The organism is Tianxiuia mixotrophica (genome assembly GCF_050596425.1).
GTDB lineage: Bacteria > Bacillota > Clostridia > Peptostreptococcales > Acidaminobacteraceae.
In genome coordinates, this window is record NZ_CP192292.1 from 3,008,537 (window position 1) to 3,025,767 (window position 17,231).

20 protein-coding genes are annotated in these 17,231 nt (G+C 37.9%); 3 read left to right on the top strand and 17 right to left on the bottom strand.

Annotated elements, in window-relative coordinates:
* Positions 1–13: 13 nt before the first annotated feature.
* The 14 genes from ACQ4KW_RS13210 to mtaB all read right to left on the bottom strand — a co-directional run bounded on the left by ACQ4KW_RS13210 (position 14) and on the right by mtaB (position 12,934).
* Complete coding sequence (locus ACQ4KW_RS13210) at positions 14–469, bottom strand: hypothetical protein (protein WP_430882952.1); 456 nt, start codon at positions 467–469, stop codon at positions 14–16.
* Positions 470–815: 346 nt separating this feature from the next.
* Positions 816–1,448 carry a DUF4342 domain-containing protein gene (locus tag ACQ4KW_RS13215; RefSeq protein ID WP_430882953.1) on the bottom strand — a complete coding sequence of 211 codons (633 nt, stop codon included), beginning with the start codon at positions 1,446–1,448 and terminating at the stop codon, positions 816–818.
* An 11-nt stretch (positions 1,449–1,459) separates the two neighbouring features.
* Positions 1,460–2,215 (bottom strand): DNA repair protein RecO, encoded by a 756-nt coding sequence (recO, locus tag ACQ4KW_RS13220; protein ID WP_430882954.1) that lies wholly within the window; start codon positions 2,213–2,215, stop codon positions 1,460–1,462.
* A gap of 18 nt (positions 2,216–2,233) precedes the next feature.
* Positions 2,234–3,613 (bottom strand): magnesium transporter, encoded by a 1,380-nt coding sequence (mgtE, locus tag ACQ4KW_RS13225; RefSeq protein WP_430882955.1) that lies wholly within the window; start codon positions 3,611–3,613, stop codon positions 2,234–2,236.
* Between the two features lie 45 nt (positions 3,614–3,658).
* Positions 3,659–4,570: a GTPase Era gene (gene era / locus ACQ4KW_RS13230; RefSeq protein WP_430882956.1), complete on the bottom strand. Its 912-nt coding sequence runs from the start codon at positions 4,568–4,570 to the stop codon at positions 3,659–3,661.
* A gap of 33 nt (positions 4,571–4,603) precedes the next feature.
* Entirely contained in the window at positions 4,604–4,996 is a 393-nt protein-coding gene (locus ACQ4KW_RS13235; protein ID WP_430882957.1) for a cytidine deaminase, read from the bottom strand.
* A 4-nt stretch (positions 4,997–5,000) separates the two neighbouring features.
* On the bottom strand, positions 5,001–6,116 hold the full coding sequence (locus ACQ4KW_RS13240) for a DUF3048 domain-containing protein (RefSeq protein WP_430882958.1): 1,116 nt from the start codon (positions 6,114–6,116) through the stop codon (positions 5,001–5,003).
* Between the two features lie 29 nt (positions 6,117–6,145).
* A complete protein-coding gene (gene ybeY, locus ACQ4KW_RS13245; protein WP_430882959.1) occupies positions 6,146–6,619 on the bottom strand; it encodes an rRNA maturation RNase YbeY in 474 nt (157 codons plus the stop codon).
* Positions 6,620–6,622: 3 nt separating this feature from the next.
* Positions 6,623–8,713 (bottom strand): HD family phosphohydrolase, encoded by a 2,091-nt coding sequence (locus ACQ4KW_RS13250; protein WP_430882960.1) that lies wholly within the window; start codon positions 8,711–8,713, stop codon positions 6,623–6,625.
* A 22-nt stretch (positions 8,714–8,735) separates the two neighbouring features.
* Positions 8,736–9,722 (bottom strand): PhoH family protein, encoded by a 987-nt coding sequence (locus ACQ4KW_RS13255; protein WP_430886577.1) that lies wholly within the window; start codon positions 9,720–9,722, stop codon positions 8,736–8,738.
* A 406-nt stretch (positions 9,723–10,128) separates the two neighbouring features.
* Complete coding sequence (locus tag ACQ4KW_RS13260; RefSeq protein WP_430882961.1) at positions 10,129–10,569, bottom strand: GatB/YqeY domain-containing protein; 441 nt, start codon at positions 10,567–10,569, stop codon at positions 10,129–10,131.
* 35 nt (positions 10,570–10,604) lie between these two features.
* The gene (rpsU, locus tag ACQ4KW_RS13265) at positions 10,605–10,784 is read right to left on the bottom strand and encodes a 30S ribosomal protein S21 (protein ID WP_430882962.1); all 180 of its coding nucleotides are present in this window, start codon (positions 10,782–10,784) and stop codon (positions 10,605–10,607) included.
* 260 nt (positions 10,785–11,044) lie between these two features.
* On the bottom strand, positions 11,045–11,389 hold the full coding sequence (locus ACQ4KW_RS13270; protein WP_430882963.1) for a histidine triad nucleotide-binding protein: 345 nt from the start codon (positions 11,387–11,389) through the stop codon (positions 11,045–11,047).
* Positions 11,390–11,557: 168 nt separating this feature from the next.
* Positions 11,558–12,934 carry a tRNA (N(6)-L-threonylcarbamoyladenosine(37)-C(2))-methylthiotransferase MtaB gene (gene mtaB, locus ACQ4KW_RS13275; RefSeq protein WP_430882964.1) on the bottom strand — a complete coding sequence of 459 codons (1,377 nt, stop codon included), beginning with the start codon at positions 12,932–12,934 and terminating at the stop codon, positions 11,558–11,560.
* 238 nt (positions 12,935–13,172) lie between these two features.
* Here mtaB and ACQ4KW_RS13280 point away from each other — a divergent pair, with 238 nt between their 5' ends.
* A complete protein-coding gene (locus ACQ4KW_RS13280; protein ID WP_430882965.1) occupies positions 13,173–13,442 on the top strand; it encodes a hypothetical protein in 270 nt (89 codons plus the stop codon).
* A gap of 161 nt (positions 13,443–13,603) precedes the next feature.
* On the opposite strand, the gene ACQ4KW_RS13285 is transcribed toward ACQ4KW_RS13280, so the two are convergent.
* Positions 13,604–14,440 carry a hypothetical protein gene (locus ACQ4KW_RS13285; RefSeq protein ID WP_430882966.1) on the bottom strand — a complete coding sequence of 279 codons (837 nt, stop codon included), beginning with the start codon at positions 14,438–14,440 and terminating at the stop codon, positions 13,604–13,606.
* Between the two features lie 182 nt (positions 14,441–14,622).
* Between ACQ4KW_RS13285 and ACQ4KW_RS13290 the strand changes: the two genes are divergently transcribed.
* Positions 14,623–15,144 carry a hypothetical protein gene (locus ACQ4KW_RS13290; RefSeq protein WP_430882967.1) on the top strand — a complete coding sequence of 174 codons (522 nt, stop codon included), beginning with the start codon at positions 14,623–14,625 and terminating at the stop codon, positions 15,142–15,144.
* A gap of 159 nt (positions 15,145–15,303) precedes the next feature.
* On the top strand, positions 15,304–15,435 hold the full coding sequence (locus tag ACQ4KW_RS13295; protein ID WP_430882968.1) for a hypothetical protein: 132 nt from the start codon (positions 15,304–15,306) through the stop codon (positions 15,433–15,435).
* Positions 15,436–16,013: 578 nt separating this feature from the next.
* On the opposite strand, the gene ACQ4KW_RS13300 is transcribed toward ACQ4KW_RS13295, so the two are convergent.
* Both ACQ4KW_RS13300 and ACQ4KW_RS13305 read right to left on the bottom strand, forming a co-directional pair.
* A complete protein-coding gene (locus tag ACQ4KW_RS13300; RefSeq protein WP_430882969.1) occupies positions 16,014–16,547 on the bottom strand; it encodes a GNAT family N-acetyltransferase in 534 nt (177 codons plus the stop codon).
* Positions 16,548–16,604: 57 nt separating this feature from the next.
* Positions 16,605–16,940, bottom strand: coding sequence for a nuclear transport factor 2 family protein (locus ACQ4KW_RS13305; protein WP_430882970.1), 336 nt, complete (start codon positions 16,938–16,940; stop codon positions 16,605–16,607).
* Positions 16,941–17,231 lie beyond the last annotated feature (291 nt).

Genomic DNA, 17,231 nt, shown 5'->3' on the forward strand with positions numbered 1-17,231 from the left:
CACTCCCTTTCATTTATACGGTTCTTTTTAATGTTTTCAAATCAAAGCCCTTTGTAAGTTTATCTAAAACAAAATCACTTTGTAATACGCCTTCATCGCTATCTCTGACGCCACCCTTGTAGTAATACTGTACAAAAATGTCCATCACATACTCCAGTTTCTTATTGGAAAGTTCCAGTAAATTCCCCATGGTCACTTCTAAAATGGAAACAAGGAGTTTTTGCTCTAAAACCTTCCCTAACTTGTCATCCCCACTAGAATCCAGCAGTTCACATATTTGTCCAAGCTGTGAACTTGATGCGCTTCTGCTCTCATACTGTTTAAATCCAGGCAGTGACAAGTCTTCTAAGTCTACAAGGATATAGTAGAGCTTGGTGAATATCATTTTAAAATCTTGTTTTGAGAACGCTGATGATCTTGATCTGACATGCATTAGATACTGGGCAACCTCAGATTTATTCACGTCCATGCTTTCACCTCCTATATCCTGCCTTACAATAAAAAAACCTCTCATCTCTTGATATGTACGAATATGTACATTCAAGGGACGAAAGGTTTATTTTCCGCGGTTCCACCCTCGTTGATGCATGGCATCCACTTTGGTTATGTGCTCAAAAGTGCCATTCATTTGCCCTTCATGCTGAACTTCCACCCACATCAGCTCTCTAGTATTCCGGTTACAAACTACTACTCATTCTCATCGCACGCGACACACCAGATTTAGGTTTCTTGTCAAAATCCAGTATGTTGATTTTTTATGATTTTAGCATAGAAGCGAAGGAAAAACAAGCCTACATGTCGTTTACTCAACATTCTTACTCGTCTTTCTTGTCCTTATCATCGTCCTCAATAAACGAAGCTTTGATAACAAAGTCCTCTTCTTCGTGAAGTCCCTCATCTGAATCATCTGATGCCTTTTGGTCTTCAGGGGACTCTTCATTATTCGCTTCATTCTTATAGACCCTACTGTCTTCTTTTGAGAAATTTTTCATAACTTCTTCTGCTTTTCCCTTAACGGTCTCAGCAGTGTCTTCTAAGATTTCTCTTATATCAATAATATCATCGTCTTCTTTAACGATCATGAGTTCACACCCCGTCGCTAAAGCAGCTAAAATTCCAACCGCTGTGGCACCTGTAAATATTAAAGCACCTACAGCACCTGCTACTATAGGAATGTCAAGAACCGTACTGCCATCTTTTTGAAGCAGGATTCGTGTCACTTGCCCTTTTTTCACAAGTTCTTTTAGCATTTCAATAATCTCTGAACCACGGTCTGAAAGGTCATCCTTAAAGTTGTCTTTCTTAGGCGGTTCCTGTCTCATTTGCTCAATGTAAACAATGGCTTCAAGTACATCTCCACCTGTAAACTCAAGCGCTTCTTTAGCTTCTGAATAAGATGCACCTGTTCTGTTTCTTACTTCATCTACCTTTTCTAAAGTCACTGACATACTACCACTCCTTATTCGTGAGTATTTCGGATTGAATTTAAGAAATCCAAACTTTTAAAATTGTTTTTGTCCAAATGATGTCGCAAATAAGCATTTAATATAATATCCAATTTTTTGATATATGAATCATGGATTTTCGTTTTAGATATAATTCTCATATCTTTTAACAAAAAATACATCATTATTTTGGGTAGAGTCTTTCCCATTCTGAAAAGGGATTCAAAATTTCCAGTGCAGTTTTCGCAAACAATGCCACCCTCAGGAACTGAAAATTGCCATTTTCTGTCGCCTGTCGCACCGCAATGAATACATTCATTCAGAATAGGTCTAATACCTGTAGAGTCTAGTAATTTCATTTCATAAGCCACTTTAATTTGATCTGCATTCATATCATCTTCTAAAAGAACATGAATGGATTCAATAAGATCGTTAAAGAGTCTGTGGTTGGTAACCCCTTCAACACAAACCGCATCAGCCAGTTCAAGAAACCATGAACCATAGGCGAGTTTGCTTAGATCTTCTCTTAAATGATAAAAAGATTCATGCACATCAATGCTTGTGACTTTCGCCAGATTGCCTCCAGTTGATAAATTATACCGCCCCAATACAAATGGGTGGGCTCCAGAAGCAAATCGGCTTTTGGGATGTCTTGCACCGCTGGCGATGGCATCCATCTTGCCTGCCTTCTTAGTAAATAAGGTCAGGATCATATCGTTATCAGACAGTTTCGTCCGCTTTAGTACAATGGCCTCAGACGTAAAGAACATGGCACTGCAACCTTTCTGTTAAAGAATTGTTTGTGTCAAAATTGTCGCCAGTGTGAAATAAATCGTCAGACCAGTAATATCGACAATCGTCGTTATAAACGGCGCAGAAGCAACCGCTGGATCGACACCAATTTTTTTAAATGTGATGGGTACAATTGTACCTATTGTTGCAGCTGTGAACATATTGGCACACATGGACAAACCAACAATAACCCCTATCATGGGACTGCCGCCTATCATAGTTGCCGCTACGCCCGATATACTTGCGCAGACAACACCTACGAAAAGACCTGTAAGCATTTCCTGTGTCACCGTCTTTATAACTTCTGAACCTTCAATAAAACCCATTGCAATACTTCTTACAGTTAATGTGGATGATTGTGTCCCAACATTACCACCCATACCCGCAAGCATGGTCATAAAGAGGGCCAGGGTCGCATCTTTATCAATGACCCCTTGAAAATTCTTAACAACATTGGAGCTTAACAGGCCACCAAATATAGTAATGATTAGCCACGGAAGTCGTGATCTAACAGAGACTAGAATTTTTTTAAAAAAGCGCTCTTCTTCAATGTCTTCTAGCTCAGAAGAACCTGCAAATTTAAGAATATCCTCTGTTGCCTCTTCTTCAATAACATCAAGAACGTCATCAACTGTGATAATACCCAGTAGTCTTTCTTCATCATCCGTAACTGGTACTGCAAGTAAATCGTACTTCTTAACAATAGATGCCACTTCTTCCTGATCATCATGCACATTCACAGAAAGAACATTCTCATTCATGATTTCTTTTATCAGCTGATTCGGCTTAGATACGATCAGCTCCCTGAGTGAAATGACGCCTACAAGTCGTTCTTTTTTATCCACCACAAACACGTAGTAGATGGTTTCAGCATCGGGCGCCGTCTCACGCAGAGTGTCAATCGCCTGATAAATAGAAAGCTCTTTGTTAAGAACAACAAAATCTTTTGTCATGATACCGCCGGCCGTATCTTCTTCATAGACCAGCAGTTCCTCAACATCTCGAGCATCTTCAATATTCAGGTATGCGATGATCTCTTTACGTCTCTCAATTGGAAGTTCGCCCAAAAGGTCAACAATATCATCCTGAGACATCGCATCCAGAATAAGGACTTTTCTTGTTTCACTGAGTGAACCAATTAACTCAGAAAACATTTCTGCACTCATTTCTTCAAGAACATCAGATGCTTTATCAATATTCAATAATCCAAAGAATAAATCTCTGTGTTCATCTTCCAGTTCTATAAGAAGTTCTGCAATATCCTGAGCATATGCATCCTCTGCAAATTCTCTTAGACGTTCTTCTTCGCCTAGCGCAAACCATACCTCAATTTGCTTGAGGATGATGTCAAAATCCATTTCAAATAGCTTTGCCATTTTCCACCTCCTGGTGAGCTCACGAAAGGCGAAAAATATGTCAGCTTAATCTTGGCGGTAGCCGAAATTCTTTAGCAGTGCGTCGCTATCTCTCCAGTTCGATCGAACCTTCACCCAAAGTTCCAGGAAGACTTTTGAGCCAAGCAGACGTTCAATCTCTTCACGAGAGCTTTTACCGATGCCTTTCAGCTTTCTGCCGTTTTTGCCGATAATAATTCCCTTATGTGAGTCTCTTTCGCAAACAATCGTCGCTTGAATATCAACGATATCTTTGTTTCCACGCTTTTTCATCGTCTCGATTTCCACTGCGACACCATGCGGTATTTCTTGATCAAGATACATGAGCAGTTTCTCACGAATGATTTCTGATACAATGGCACGTTCCGGTTGATCTGTGATCATGTCAGAAGGATAGTACATCGGGCCTTCCACCATGTAATCTGAAATCTTTCCAAGAAGAAAGTCAACGTTCTTATTTTCAAGAGCTGATATTGCAATAATGTCTTCAAAGAAATCATACTCTTTATAATTCTCGACAATAGCACGCAGGTCTTCAGGGTCAAGCAGATCCGCTTTATTAATCACCAGAATAATAGGCGTCTTGACGTTAGAAAGTTGGTCAATCAAGTACTTATCGCCCGGTCCAATTTTCTTTGAGTCATCAACTAAAAACAAGACTAGGTCAACTTCCTTTAGTGTGTTCATAGCTGAACTCACCATAAACTCACCCAGTTTGTTCTTGGGCCTATGAACACCAGGTGTGTCTAGAAAAATCACCTGTGAATTCTCTGTGGTGTGTATTCCATGAATTTTATTACGCGTCGTCTGCGGTTTTGAAGACATAATTGCTATCTTTTCACCGAGAATGTTGTTCATTAGTGTCGATTTACCGACATTGGGTCGTCCAATAATTGTGACAAATCCCGACCTGAATTCTTCCAAGTCTTTTCCCTCCATTTTATCCAGCTGGGCTGGATTTTATACATATTCCTATTTATCAAGCTCGTCGCTTGTAAAGTTAAGCGGTAACAATTCGCTTAGCTTATATACCTTATACTCCAGATCCTTTGCAAGAATTACATCTAGATCTGTTCCAAACTCTGCAAGCACTTGTCTGCAAATTCCGCATGGGGCTGTGATATCTCTGGTTCTTGACACTATTGCAATGGCCGTAAATTCTCTTTCGCCTTCTGAAACGGCTTTAAAAAGGGCTGTTCTTTCAGCGCAGTTTGTTCCGCCAAATGAAGCACATTCCACATTGCAACCTTTGTATACTTTACCTGATTTGCCTAATAATGCAGCGCCCACATTAAAATTCGAATATGGAACGTAAGCCTTTTCCATGGCTTCATAAGCTATCTCAACAAGTTTTTTATAATCCATTTGATCACCATCCTAGCGATAATTCACCTTCGACAACTTGGAACCATGTTACCCCTGGATTAAATAGAATTTCATTGCCATTTAAGTCTTCATAGACTGTTCTGGAATGTCTATCAGCTTTACTCCAAGTGATTTCAAGTTTTTCACCATTTGACATGAAATAGCCTTTTCCTTGACCGATCAAACCGATACTTCTTCTACCTTCATCATCGATTACTTTATGTTTTGCAATTTGAATAATAACGTTGTCCGCTGTTAAGAGGCTATCGTCATTTTCATCAAGATGTGGTTTGCCATTGACAGACCTTTCATATTTCTTCGATTCTTCATTGAAAGTAAACTCAATATAATATCCAACTTTGTCCCGTGATGTGGGCTGTTTATACACCGCTTTTACATATTTGCCCTCTTCTCCACCTATTTCGGTGAGAGACGCATTGAACTTCATGCCTGTAAAATTGCCTGATTCCCTATACCCCTTACGCTTTGACTCATTTTGAATGGCTTCAAAGCTCGAATACATATTATGTGGTATGCGCTTATGTCTTGTTCTCCAAAACACATTTGCCCCACTAGACAATCCATCTATATCAGCCATGTTTAGATTGATTATATCAGTCATCGCTTGCATAGAACCGCCAACATGTACATAGTTAGGATCATACTCTAAAGCCTTGTCAATAAAGTATGGTCTAGCACTACGAACAGGTCCAACGGGTGATGGACTTCCAGATTGGAAGACCGCCATGTAACGTGTGATTCGCCCCTCTGCCAGAATTTCATAGATGTGATCAGCTTGGCTCAATCCAGCCTGCGGACGGGCTCCATAATGATTATCAAGCATCACAACAGCCGGTCGTATTTCGAGTACGGTTTCTTCAACAGGCATACCTGTTAAAGTAGACACCGCACCCAGCTCAGCTTCTGGTTCTTCTTCGACTGGCTCTTCTTCAACTTCAACGTCCTCTGTTGGTTCATCAATCACTATGACTTCTGTTGATGTGACTTCGTCAGTTGGTGTTTCACTCGCTACTGCTTCTGTTTCAGAAATGCTATTTCCACACCCTGTTGTCATTGCCAGTGCAACAACAGCTGTTAATATCAAATATTTCTTGTTCATGTCAGCCTCCGATTAGATTTAGAGTTCCCCTATTCTCTAGTAATGCCAAGCTTTGCAAGAACAGCTTCTTCGCGCTTTCGCATCTCTTTTGTGTTTTCATCCGTATCATGATCATACCCGAAAAGGTGAAACATACTATGAGCTGTTAAAAAGCACACTTCCCTTTCCAGAGAATGTCCAAAATCTTCAGCCTGTTCCGTTGCCCTTTCTAAAGATATAACAATATCACCAAGAGCAAGCTCTTCTGGATAAGTCTCCATGTTTGCCAAATCATCATACTGCGGAAAACTTAGTACATCAGTCGCCTTGTCTTTGCCACGATAGTTCTTGTTCATATCTTGAATTTGAGCATTATCCACAAAAACTAAGCTGATTTCACAACTGGCCTTTATGCCCTCAAAATCTATTGAGGCTTCAATCACTTCGCGAACCTTAGCAAGAAGCATGTCACTTACTTCCACCTTGTCTTGCTGATCCATTAGTAGTATATCTGGTGTGTGCATTCTCTACCTCCTTACATCAAATTCGCTTAGATCAGGATATTCTATCCTCTCATGGAATATACCCTTTAAAACGACCATAAATGCGTTTTTTATGGTTCTTAAATCTTTAAACGTTAAATCAGAAGCTTCCAGTTGCCCTTCTTCCATTTTACCATCTATAATTTTATCAACCATATTCTCAATGTGATCGTGGGTTGGCTCCTGTAGACTACGTACTGCTGCTTCAACAGAATCTGCTAACATAACAATAGCCGCTTCCCTCGATGAAGGAATCGGTCCATCATATGCGAAATCTAAAGGATTGATGTTATCAGGATCATCTGAATCCTCGCATGCCTTATGATAGAAATATTTGATACTCGTCGTACCGTGGTGCTGGATGATGATATCCACAATCTCCTTTGGAAGGTTATGGGTTTCACCCAGTTCTGCACCGTACGTAGAGTGCCTTTTTATTATACTAGCACTGACCGCTGGAATCAACCTATCATGCGGATTCTCAGCCGTTATTTGATTTTCTTTAAAATAATAGGGTCTTTCAAGCTTTCCAATGTCATGATAAAAGGCACCAACCCTTGCTAATAGGCTGTTTGCGTCAATATCATGTGCAGCTGCTTCTGCCAAGTTACCAACTAAAATACTGTGATGATATGTTCCAGGCGCTTCAATAAGGAGCCTTTTTAATACAGGATTATTAGGATTTGACAATTCCAGCAATTTCATTGGCGTCAATACATGAAACATTGTTTCAACAATAGGGAGAAGCCCTAGGGATAGAACCGCTGCAATTATCCCGCCGAAGGCACCATTTAGGGCATGAACTGCCGTTTCAACCAGTTCCTCGCCACCAAGCATTCCCAGTCCAAAGATTGCAAGGGCGTTAATAGCAGCAATGTATACCCCTGCCATAAGAATATTGCTTCTATGGTGGGCTCTTGACATGGTTACACCTGCAATGACACTGCCTAGCATCATAATCGTTAAAGACTGGATGGCCGCGCCATTCCATACGGAAACGAGTATGGCTAAGAGTCCGCTAAGAACAATGCCAATAGCAGGGCTTACTGCCAATCCAATGACAATTGGAAACAGTGTCACAGGCACCATGTAAATGGACATAAGACTAACCACTCTCGATGTTAGGAAGATAAGCAAAAATACAGATATAATCAAAACGGTTTTCTTCATATCATCAAGGATGTCAGCCTGGAATATTCTCAAATAGGAAAACATAGCAATAGCAACCACCAAAGTGAAACCAAGAACACCAAAAACGGCTAGTTGATCCGATAGGGTGTTGCTAAAAAGCAGGTCAGCCATTTCCAGTATTCTCAAGTGTTCTTTAGTGATTGTCGACCCTTGTCTAACAATGATTGTGCCTGCTTCAATTTTCACACTTTCAATTTCAGCTCTTTGGTCTGAAACAATCCGTTCTGTGGCTTCCACATCAATAAAACGATTGGGTCTGATGTTATAACCAACAATTTTCCCCATAATTTGTTTTATATCTTCATCAAACTCAAGAGAATTCAAATAGAGTTCTGCATCGGTCTTTTTCTGTATGATTTCATTGCCTGAAATCCCCATACTCATAGTTTGCAGAACCAAGTCATTAACTATGGTTTCAACATCTTCTAGTTTCCTTTGATCCATTAGAACCAGTGTCGTTAACTCTTCGTCTGTCAGCTTCTCTTCATTGTCAGACTCCATACCCGTATATACTTGTATAAGTACGTCCCTGTCGCCAGCAAAATCACTTCTAACAGAGTATAGTTTCTCAAAAAAATCTCTTATTTCTTTTTTCGAATCCACTTGAACTGTCGGATCAATGTAAAGCACTGGGTCAACATCATTTTCAGCTTTGTCCCGCAGGCGCATGGTGGCTTCATCATCTATCAGGTCCTTGGTTATGGCAATATCCTCTCGAGCCGTATCACCAAGTGTGTAGGCATATTTTCCAGACCCCATAGTCGCTGAAAATGAAAAAAACAATGTTAACCATACGAATAAACCAAGACCAAACATTCTAAGTCTACTGCTTTTGAATATTTTAGAAAAAAAGTACATTTTCTTTAAACTCTTTCGGAGTTCCATATAGCCCCCTATTTACATTCCTTTAGTACTTCTTCTTATCTGATTTTTTATGATCGTATCTATTTTTTGAACTCTTACTTGCCTTGTAAACTTCCTTACGTTCATGCTTTTCATATGATTTTATAATTTTCTTCACAAGTCTGTGTCTTACAACATCACGTTCTGTTAACTGAACTATAGCAATCTCATCCACATCAGATAAAACTTTAACTGCATGAGCCAGTCCTGATTGTTTTCCATGAGGCAAATCCACCTGAGTGGCATCACCATTGACAACAACTTTTGAGCCAAAACCAAAACGCGTAAGGAACATTTTCATTTGTTCTTTTGTCGTGTTCTGAGCTTCATCCAATATAATAAAGGAATCATCTAAAGTTCTACCGCGCATATAGGCCAGTGGCGCCACTTCAATAAGGCCTCTTTCTTTGTATTTCAGGTACTTGTCGGCTCCAAGAATATCATAAAGCGCATCATACAGCGGACGAAGATATGGATCAATCTTCATTTGCAGGTCTCCGGGCAAAAACCCTAAGCTCTCACCAGCTTCAACAGCAGGGCGTGTGATGATAATACGGCTCACTTCTTCATTTTTGAATGCCTTTACTGCCATAGCCACAGCCATGTATGTCTTACCTGTGCCAGCCGGACCAACTCCGAAAGTGACATCGTTATTTTTTATGGCTTCATAGTATTTTTTTTGACCCAGAGTCTTTGGTTTTACAAGTTTTCCTCTTGATGTTATAGCTATAACAGATTCATCTAGTCCACTAAGTTCCTCTGAATCACCTAGCTTGACTGAACCTATGTAGTAATCAAGTTTTTGTCTGTCGATTTTCTCACCTGAATGAATCGAATTTTTTAACTTTGAAAACAAGTTTTCTACCTTAATGCTGTTTTCATCTTCACCCATTATGAGAATATCACCATCTCGAGCTGTTAAGGCCACATCAAATTCTTTCTCTATTGCCTTTGCATGTTCATCTAAGTTTCCAAAAAGTTGATGGAGCATTTCTGCATTTCCAACTTTTATTCTTTTGTCTACTCTTTCTCCCAAAGGTGTCCCCTCCTCTAATATAATTCGTACCGCTCACCTTATTTTGTGTAGCTATTCATATAAGCAGTACGGGCATACCTATATATCTATGTTTCAGTTTTTCTCTTCTATTATTTTACCATAACACAACTGGGGATTTCTTCAAATATTCAGGATGTAACATATTTAATCTCATTTACAAATCAAATTTCTGATTCATTTGAAAATGAGACATTCCCAAAACCTTGATTCAAGAATCACTTCACCACCAAATTTTGTTTTAATGGTCCATTCTGTGGATGGTTCTAAAATTCGGGCACATAAAAAACCCGCTAGTGTAAACACTAGCGGGTTATTTGCTACATTGAAAGCTATATTACAACTACTGGTTAAGTAGTTCTCGAACAACCTGTGATACGAGCTTGTTATCGGCTTTGCCTTTTGTCTTAGGTGCAAGTGCACCCATGACTTTGCCCATATCTTTCTGTGAAGTGGCTCCGACTTCAGAAACTGTTTGTGCAACGAGTGCACGAATTTCTTCTTCCGTAAGCTGCTTCGGCAAGTAAGCCATTAGAACTTCAATTTCTCTTTTGGCTTCATCGACCAGATCGCTACGTTCTGCTTTCTCGAACTCTTCGATTGCAGCGTTTTTTTGCTTGACTTGTTTGGCAATGATGTCAATGATCATTTCTTCAGTGACATCGGCACGGTTATCAACCTCGAACTGCTTGATCTGTGATCTAAGCATTGTAATCGTAGCCTTACGAACCGTATCTTTAGCCTTCATCGCTTCTTTCAAGTCAGACATGAGTTGATCTTTCATTGACACTCAGATCACCCTTTCTTAAAGAAAAGAATTTATCGCTTCTTCTTCTTACGAGCTGCTGCTTCAGACTTTTTCTTCTTCTTAACGCTTGGCTTTTCGTAATGCTTTCTCTTTTTAACTTCAGCAAGAACGCCAGCTTTAGCAGTTTCTCTCTTAAATCTACGAAGTGCGCTATCGATTGTTTCGTTTGGTCCTAGTTTAATACCTGCCATTATTGTTCCCTCCCCCCGTTTTTAAATTTCGGTTGACAGGATAGTTTATCAACGCATCCTGTCCGCATTCTGGGTTATGGAATAACAAAATCAGGTTATCCATAAAACAGAGGAATCTCAGAATACTAAAACATTATACATGAATTTCTTTTAAGATGCAATAGATTTTAATATGGAAAATTCATGTTTTATATCATTTTTTAGTTTCTATTTAACAATATGATTTTGGGCCAAGTAAAGCATTGGATAAATCCTATATACTAGCCTGGAGGCCACTTGAGATTTCTACCTCCGAGTAGGTGATAATGTAAATGTTTTACTTCTTGTCCACCATCTTCTCCGCAGTTACACACAACCCTGTAACCCGATTCATCGATTCCCAGAGTTTTAGCAATCTCCTTCAGTTTAAGAGACATATGGCCCATAACGTCAGCATGTTCTTCTGTCATTTCATTAAATGACTCAAAATGCACTTTGGGAATAACAAGAACGTGCATTGGCGCTTGTGGATTTAAATCATGAAAAGCCATAATTTTATCATCTTCATAAACTGTTTTTGATGGAATCTCTTTGTCTACAATTTTACAAAAGATACAATCACTCATTTTGACACCTCCATATCTTATGCATAAAGGCTATGCATTTTATCTGTTTTGAACACTTGGACTAGACCTAATTTAAAATTTTTCTATTTCAATTTAAAAACTTAAATTAGATTTCCACAGATCAATAGTATCCTGCTAAAATGAGCGTTTGTACACCCGAATGATTTATTAGTCGACAAGCTCACCAATTAATATATCCTTTTCTCGGCGAACTATTCGAACTTTTTGCATTTTCCGTTTTTGTTCAATAGGTGCTTTAACACAAACACGCATATAGTGGTCATCTAGCCCTTCTAGATAATTCGGCATATCTTCAAGTTCTCCTTCTAAAAGGACTTGAACTTCTTGACCAATAAAGGTATCCATATAAGCGTCAGACATGTCTTCAGCAAGGCTCATTAGCTTTGCACTTCTCTGTGATTTTACATCACCTGGGATTTGTTCCTTCATTTTTGAAGCAGGTGTCCCCTCTCTTGGAGAATACTTAAAGACATGGATTTGACTAAATCCAATGTGTTTTGCAAAAGCATAGGTTTCTTCAAATTCTTTTTCCGTCTCTCCTGGAAAACCCACAATAATATCTGTGGTGAAAGATGGATTATCAAGCTCTTGTCTCAACCTATCAACAATCTGACTATACTCTGCAGTTGTATATTTTCTATTCATTCTCTTAAGAACTGTGTCAGAACCACTTTGCAAGGACAAGTGGAAGTGTTTACAGAACTTTGGCATTTCTCTAATTGCCTTAATAAACTCGTCTGTAAACATTCTCGGTTCGAGCGAACTCAATCGAATACGCTCTATGCCTTCTACATCATGAACTTTTTTCAAGACGTCGGTTAGAGTCACACAGTCTAAATCTTTTCCATATGAAGCCACATGTATGCCTGTTAATACAATCTCTTTGAATCCATTTTCAGCCAGTCTTTTCACTTCACTAATCACATTTTCTGGTTTACGACTGCGTATAGGGCCTCGAGCATATGGAATAATACAGTATGAACAGTACTGATTGCAGCCCTCTTGAATTTTTAGAAAGGCCCTGGTTTTATCTTTTATTGTATCTATTTTAAGTTCTTCGAATTCAGTGACCTTCATGATGTCATCAACGAGGACAATTTTATCCCAAACATTAATATCTTCTACAACATCAACAATTTGCTTCCTATTGTTTGTTCCAATAATAACGTTAACGCCCTCAATTTTTTCAACCTCTTCCGGCGAAACCTGAGAATAACAACCTACGACACCAATAATCGCTTCATCGTTTAGGCGTTTTGAACGTCTGATAAATTGACGAGATTTTTTATCGCCTAAACTTGTGACAGTGCATGTGTTTATAACATATACATCTGCACGTTTATGAGCTTCAACAACTTCATACCCTCTGCTCTCAAAGAGTTCCATCATAGCCTCGGTTTCATATTGATTTACTTTGCAACCGAGGGTTAAGAATGCCACTGATTTTTGTCTTAGGGTACCACTATATAGTTTAGGATCTTTTTGATCCTGCTTTTCTATAAGAATATTTCCGATCTCTTTCATTGCTTCCTCCGATCACACTTCCTGACTCCTTAATTTATCATGAGATTGGTAGGAATTCAACATTTGATTATTGGGATTTTCAACATTATATGATCTAAGAGAAATATTGATAGTGCGTAGAGATACTTCTTATATTCGCAAAATTGATAATCTCAGCGATATACATTCTTCCGTGTTGCTGTTTGGTAATTTGATACAATGAGTGTTATCCAAATATAAACAAATACAGGAGGTTCATATGTATAACATCGAAAAGCTGAATAACGGGATTAAATCCTATGAACACAAATGTGCATTATTTGCGAAAGCAATTGTTCAAATTTCCGAAGACATCCACTCGTCAGAATCATTTGAATCGAACACAGTTAACGGAAGTGAGATTTACATAAACGGGCGCTGTGTTCATATTGATTTTGTTGACGCAACAAGAAAAGTGCACGGCAAGGGCGAAGAGTCTCTTGACGATGTAAAAAACAAAATCTCAGAGCAGATATATGCGCATATGTAAAGATGGGACTTTGAGCAAGAATAACCTGGAAAAACCCGGACTAAGTTCGGTCTTTTACTTTAAATATGTGTTGTGCGAAGAATTGACCAAAAAATCCTCTGCATCTCAAAAATATTAACTGAGATTCAGAGGATTTTTACTTACTCTAAAAACTAATTGTTTTAAATGTAACCTTTTGACTTAGCATAAGTAACCATCTCATCGATAGCATCATTATATTTGCTTCCAAAGAGTGATCGGATATCATCTATATCCATTTGCATAGCTTCTTCAAATTTGCCTTGCTGAATTAATGCCTTTTGTTCACTTCTGTATGCAACAGCTGCTGCACTACTACCGTAGCTCGCAGTTCTTGCATGATCCTCTTTAAGCATTCTAATCGCTGGTCCAGAGTATGTAGTCAATCCGTTTACTGAGTTTGCAGGACAATGATGTCTTTCACCACCGTATGAACTCATAGATCCATATGATCCGCCTGCAAAATTCCATCGTACTGTTGATGAAGAGAAATAGTACGTTTGGCCTGCGTCAGTAGCAACTCCAGTTACTACGAGTTTTTCTTCAACTGTGTTAGATGTAGGAATCATCCAGTAATAGTTCGTTGTGCCCCAGCTAACTTTAGTGTCACTAATTTGATGAGTGTCAATTAGATTTCCATCTACATCGTACAACTCCAGTTCCATATCAAGAGTGTCTAGTCTATCAAACGGTACTCCTGCATTGACAATTCCAATGTGCCAACCTAATGGTCCACCAGTGATTGTACCGCCAACTTCTTGATCGATCCCTCTTAGACTAAAGCCAAAAGCTTCATAATTTGAACTACCATTTCCAATAATATCAAAGTCAGCAACTGGACCGTCTACTCCTCCAATAACATTGGACTGAACTCCTTGTGTACTGAACATACCAGAATCAGCAAATGATGTCATAGAGAAACTAAACATCATTGCAAGAATCATAAGTAATGACAATACTCTTTTTTGCGTTTTGCGCATACTCTTCCTCCCGTGGAATAAAATAGATTTAATTTCCTGCATTTGTAATTATAATGTCTAATATATATAAATTCAACTCTATTTAATATAAATTATATTAACATTCTTTAACATTAATTACTTTTATATCATTTACTGCGTTTCAAAAATAGTATATTATCTTATTATGGAGGTGCTGATACATGAACCTAAATGAGTTAATCGGTGACAAAAAAATATTAGGACTGTTAGAGGATTTCTCAGATTTTATAGTAATTCCACGTGAGAATGATACCTTACCTTACCTGTACAAATGTAATACTGAAGTTGAAATCATTGCGAAGTCTGGGTCTGGCAGTTGTTATGTGAGAAACATTAATGATGGAAAAATAAGTTATATTAGCTCCGAAGGTCAAGTAGTTTACGTAGCAGAAAACACATGCAAACTACTTGAACTTGTTATCCAATACCCGTACTGGTTGGATATGATTATGCTTTCAAGCAATGTCTCAACTGATTCTTATAGTTCGATGCATATTGAGCTTAAGAACGAACGGTTGGCAGATATACCAGATTACAACGAGTTACAAAATGTTCTTATAAAAAGATTTAACGTACCTAACTCGGAGAGTGTCCTTGATGATTTTATTAGTGCAGTTAAGTCTGGAACATCACTAAATGTTTTATCTTCAGTAGATGAGAATGAATATGAAAAGTTAACATAGTGTTTGAATGTTCATCACGAAACGTTTATGATAAAGCAAAAAAAGCGAAGCCATGTTGGAGCAGTTCTAACATGACCTCGCTTTTTAATAAAATGCTATATATACAAATGATTTTTTTGATTCACTTATTAGTGGTATATACTGTGTAAAGTGATTAATATGTGCGGAAGATACTTTCTTGACATTGACTTTGATGAAATCCTAAAGCATTATTCTGAGTTTTATGACAGGATCAATAGCCCCATTGAACACGATCCACGTGAATCTATCCTTCAAATGCTGCACCGGTAATCCATCGCTGCAAGAAAAAAAGAACTTAGACGCTTATTTACAAAAATACTAACCTAAAAAACTTAAAGCATGGGGACTGGCTGCACTAGCTACTTCACTTCCATTTGCTGTGAACTTTATATTCAACCTTTTAAATCCCGGTGCAACGTTTGCAGAATATCTTGATAGTGTTGATGACTTCCCTAGCAATGGATTTATAAATAAAGTCTATAGAAATGAGGAAGTAAATGTTCGACTTGTTTTTTGATTCTGATCCATTAAGATATGCGATTTTTAGTCTGATAATATTATTCTTTAGTTACATGCTTTTTAAAAATTATAGTTGCTTAAAAATATATTTTGGATTTAAATTTAATAGATTAACAAAAATATTCTTAACGATCACTATTGCTATTATAAACATTATTATCATGATGTTTATTTATAACTACAATATCCATTGGTTAATTGGAATTATAATTAACGGGTTCACAATATGTTTCATACCGGTTTTATCAATTTTAACATTTGTAGAAAAAGAGTAACTGAAATTATCAATATGAATCGCCTTCACTCTTCCAGTAAAGGCGATTCATGCTTTAAACTATGTATTCCAACTGCATATCACGAGGGTCATCAGTATAGAGTTTTTCATTAATCTCTAGGGCATCAACGCACCCTATCCCCTTGTAAAAGGCAATTGTATCCTCGGCAGATCCAGCACATATATATATTTTGTCCACGTTCCAGTCTCTTGATTTCTCAACACATAAGTTGAAAAGGGCTTTTCCTAATCCTAAGCCACGTTTCTCGTATGTAACAAACATAGAATCCAACAAAACATATTTTGCTGACTTTCCAAAATGTTGTTTTTTCAAGGTTGCGATACCGAGGAGTTTTTCCTCTGAATCAAAGGCGCCAAAGGCCACTCCATCAGCTTTAATTATTTCAATCAACTCATTATAGTACCTTTCAAATCCATCTGGCCAAGATTTTTCATGATAATCAATCTCCACCAACTGTCTCTTTCCATCAACCAATCTCCAAGCATTTTTTATATAGTGTTGAGGATCAATATCTTTCATTTTTCCACACTCATCTATTCTCATTTCTCTAAAATCAATATTTTTCATTTTTGCACCCCTATCAAGTTTTAAGCCTTTTTTCAAAGGCGAGGATTTGACATCTCTCTAAAAAAGAAACCATACTTTCCTAATTAGATCGTCTTCAACCTTATATGTAGCCACTGCATAGACCAATTCGTCTTTTTTTATACCACTCACTGCCTCATGGTCAATCACCTTATCACCAATGACTATTCTATTTAGTAATTTTGCCTTAACCTTTTGCACTTGGAAGCGTTCTCTATATTTTTCTGTTAGAGCTTCTATGCCTTTTAATATCAACGTATTATCTTCTAAATTAATTATTTCAATGTCTTCATGGTAAGTTGATACAAAGGCTTCAAGATTATTTTCGTTATAATAATCCAGTTGTTTTTGAACTAATTTTTCTACATGTGTCATGATTGGTCTCCTTGGATTTTTTCTAAAATCTGCATGTCTTTAGTTAATCAACATTAGTTGTTTCTCATCAAAACAGCAATTTCATAAAATAGAAATGTGCGTTAAAGAAGTTCAACAAATCCCTATGTTTACCTCTAATTATGTTTCATTTTGCGTTTTTACATCAATAAGCTTCTACACCTTGACCAGTCAACAGGTAATTCTTTAATAAAAATACCAGTCTGCATGAAATACAGACTGGCTAACATTTTATTGTGCTCAAATTTTAGAAGTACAAACGTATAGCTTAAT

What these genes read in the sequence shown, in the direction of transcription:
- ACQ4KW_RS13210 (WP_430882952.1), bottom strand. Translation starts at nt 469, where the DNA reads ATGGACGTGAATAAATCTGAGGTTGCCCAGTATCTAATGCATGTCAGA.
- ACQ4KW_RS13215 (WP_430882953.1), bottom strand. Translation starts at nt 1,448, where the DNA reads ATGTCAGTGACTTTAGAAAAGGTAGATGAAGTAAGAAACAGAACAGGT.
- recO (WP_430882954.1), bottom strand. Translation starts at nt 2,215, where the DNA reads ATGTTCTTTACGTCTGAGGCCATTGTACTAAAGCGGACGAAACTGTCT.
- mgtE (WP_430882955.1), bottom strand. Translation starts at nt 3,613, where the DNA reads ATGGCAAAGCTATTTGAAATGGATTTTGACATCATCCTCAAGCAAATT.
- era (WP_430882956.1), bottom strand. Translation starts at nt 4,570, where the DNA reads ATGGAGGGAAAAGACTTGGAAGAATTCAGGTCGGGATTTGTCACAATT.
- ACQ4KW_RS13235 (WP_430882957.1), bottom strand. Translation starts at nt 4,996, where the DNA reads ATGGATTATAAAAAACTTGTTGAGATAGCTTATGAAGCCATGGAAAAG.
- ACQ4KW_RS13240 (WP_430882958.1), bottom strand. Translation starts at nt 6,116, where the DNA reads ATGAACAAGAAATATTTGATATTAACAGCTGTTGTTGCACTGGCAATG.
- ybeY (WP_430882959.1), bottom strand. Translation starts at nt 6,619, where the DNA reads ATGCACACACCAGATATACTACTAATGGATCAGCAAGACAAGGTGGAA.
- ACQ4KW_RS13250 (WP_430882960.1), bottom strand. Translation starts at nt 8,713, where the DNA reads ATGGAACTCCGAAAGAGTTTAAAGAAAATGTACTTTTTTTCTAAAATA.
- ACQ4KW_RS13255 (WP_430886577.1), bottom strand. Translation starts at nt 9,722, where the DNA reads ATGCTCCATCAACTTTTTGGAAACTTAGATGAACATGCAAAGGCAATA.
- ACQ4KW_RS13260 (WP_430882961.1), bottom strand. Translation starts at nt 10,569, where the DNA reads ATGAAAGATCAACTCATGTCTGACTTGAAAGAAGCGATGAAGGCTAAA.
- rpsU (WP_430882962.1), bottom strand. Translation starts at nt 10,784, where the DNA reads ATGGCAGGTATTAAACTAGGACCAAACGAAACAATCGATAGCGCACTT.
- ACQ4KW_RS13270 (WP_430882963.1), bottom strand. Translation starts at nt 11,389, where the DNA reads ATGAGTGATTGTATCTTTTGTAAAATTGTAGACAAAGAGATTCCATCA.
- mtaB (WP_430882964.1), bottom strand. Translation starts at nt 12,934, where the DNA reads ATGAAAGAGATCGGAAATATTCTTATAGAAAAGCAGGATCAAAAAGAT.
- ACQ4KW_RS13280 (WP_430882965.1), top strand. Translation starts at nt 13,173, where the DNA reads ATGTATAACATCGAAAAGCTGAATAACGGGATTAAATCCTATGAACAC.
- ACQ4KW_RS13285 (WP_430882966.1), bottom strand. Translation starts at nt 14,440, where the DNA reads ATGCGCAAAACGCAAAAAAGAGTATTGTCATTACTTATGATTCTTGCA.
- ACQ4KW_RS13290 (WP_430882967.1), top strand. Translation starts at nt 14,623, where the DNA reads ATGAACCTAAATGAGTTAATCGGTGACAAAAAAATATTAGGACTGTTA.
- ACQ4KW_RS13295 (WP_430882968.1), top strand. Translation starts at nt 15,304, where the DNA reads ATGTGCGGAAGATACTTTCTTGACATTGACTTTGATGAAATCCTAAAG.
- ACQ4KW_RS13300 (WP_430882969.1), bottom strand. Translation starts at nt 16,547, where the DNA reads ATGAAAAATATTGATTTTAGAGAAATGAGAATAGATGAGTGTGGAAAA.
- ACQ4KW_RS13305 (WP_430882970.1), bottom strand. Translation starts at nt 16,940, where the DNA reads ATGACACATGTAGAAAAATTAGTTCAAAAACAACTGGATTATTATAAC.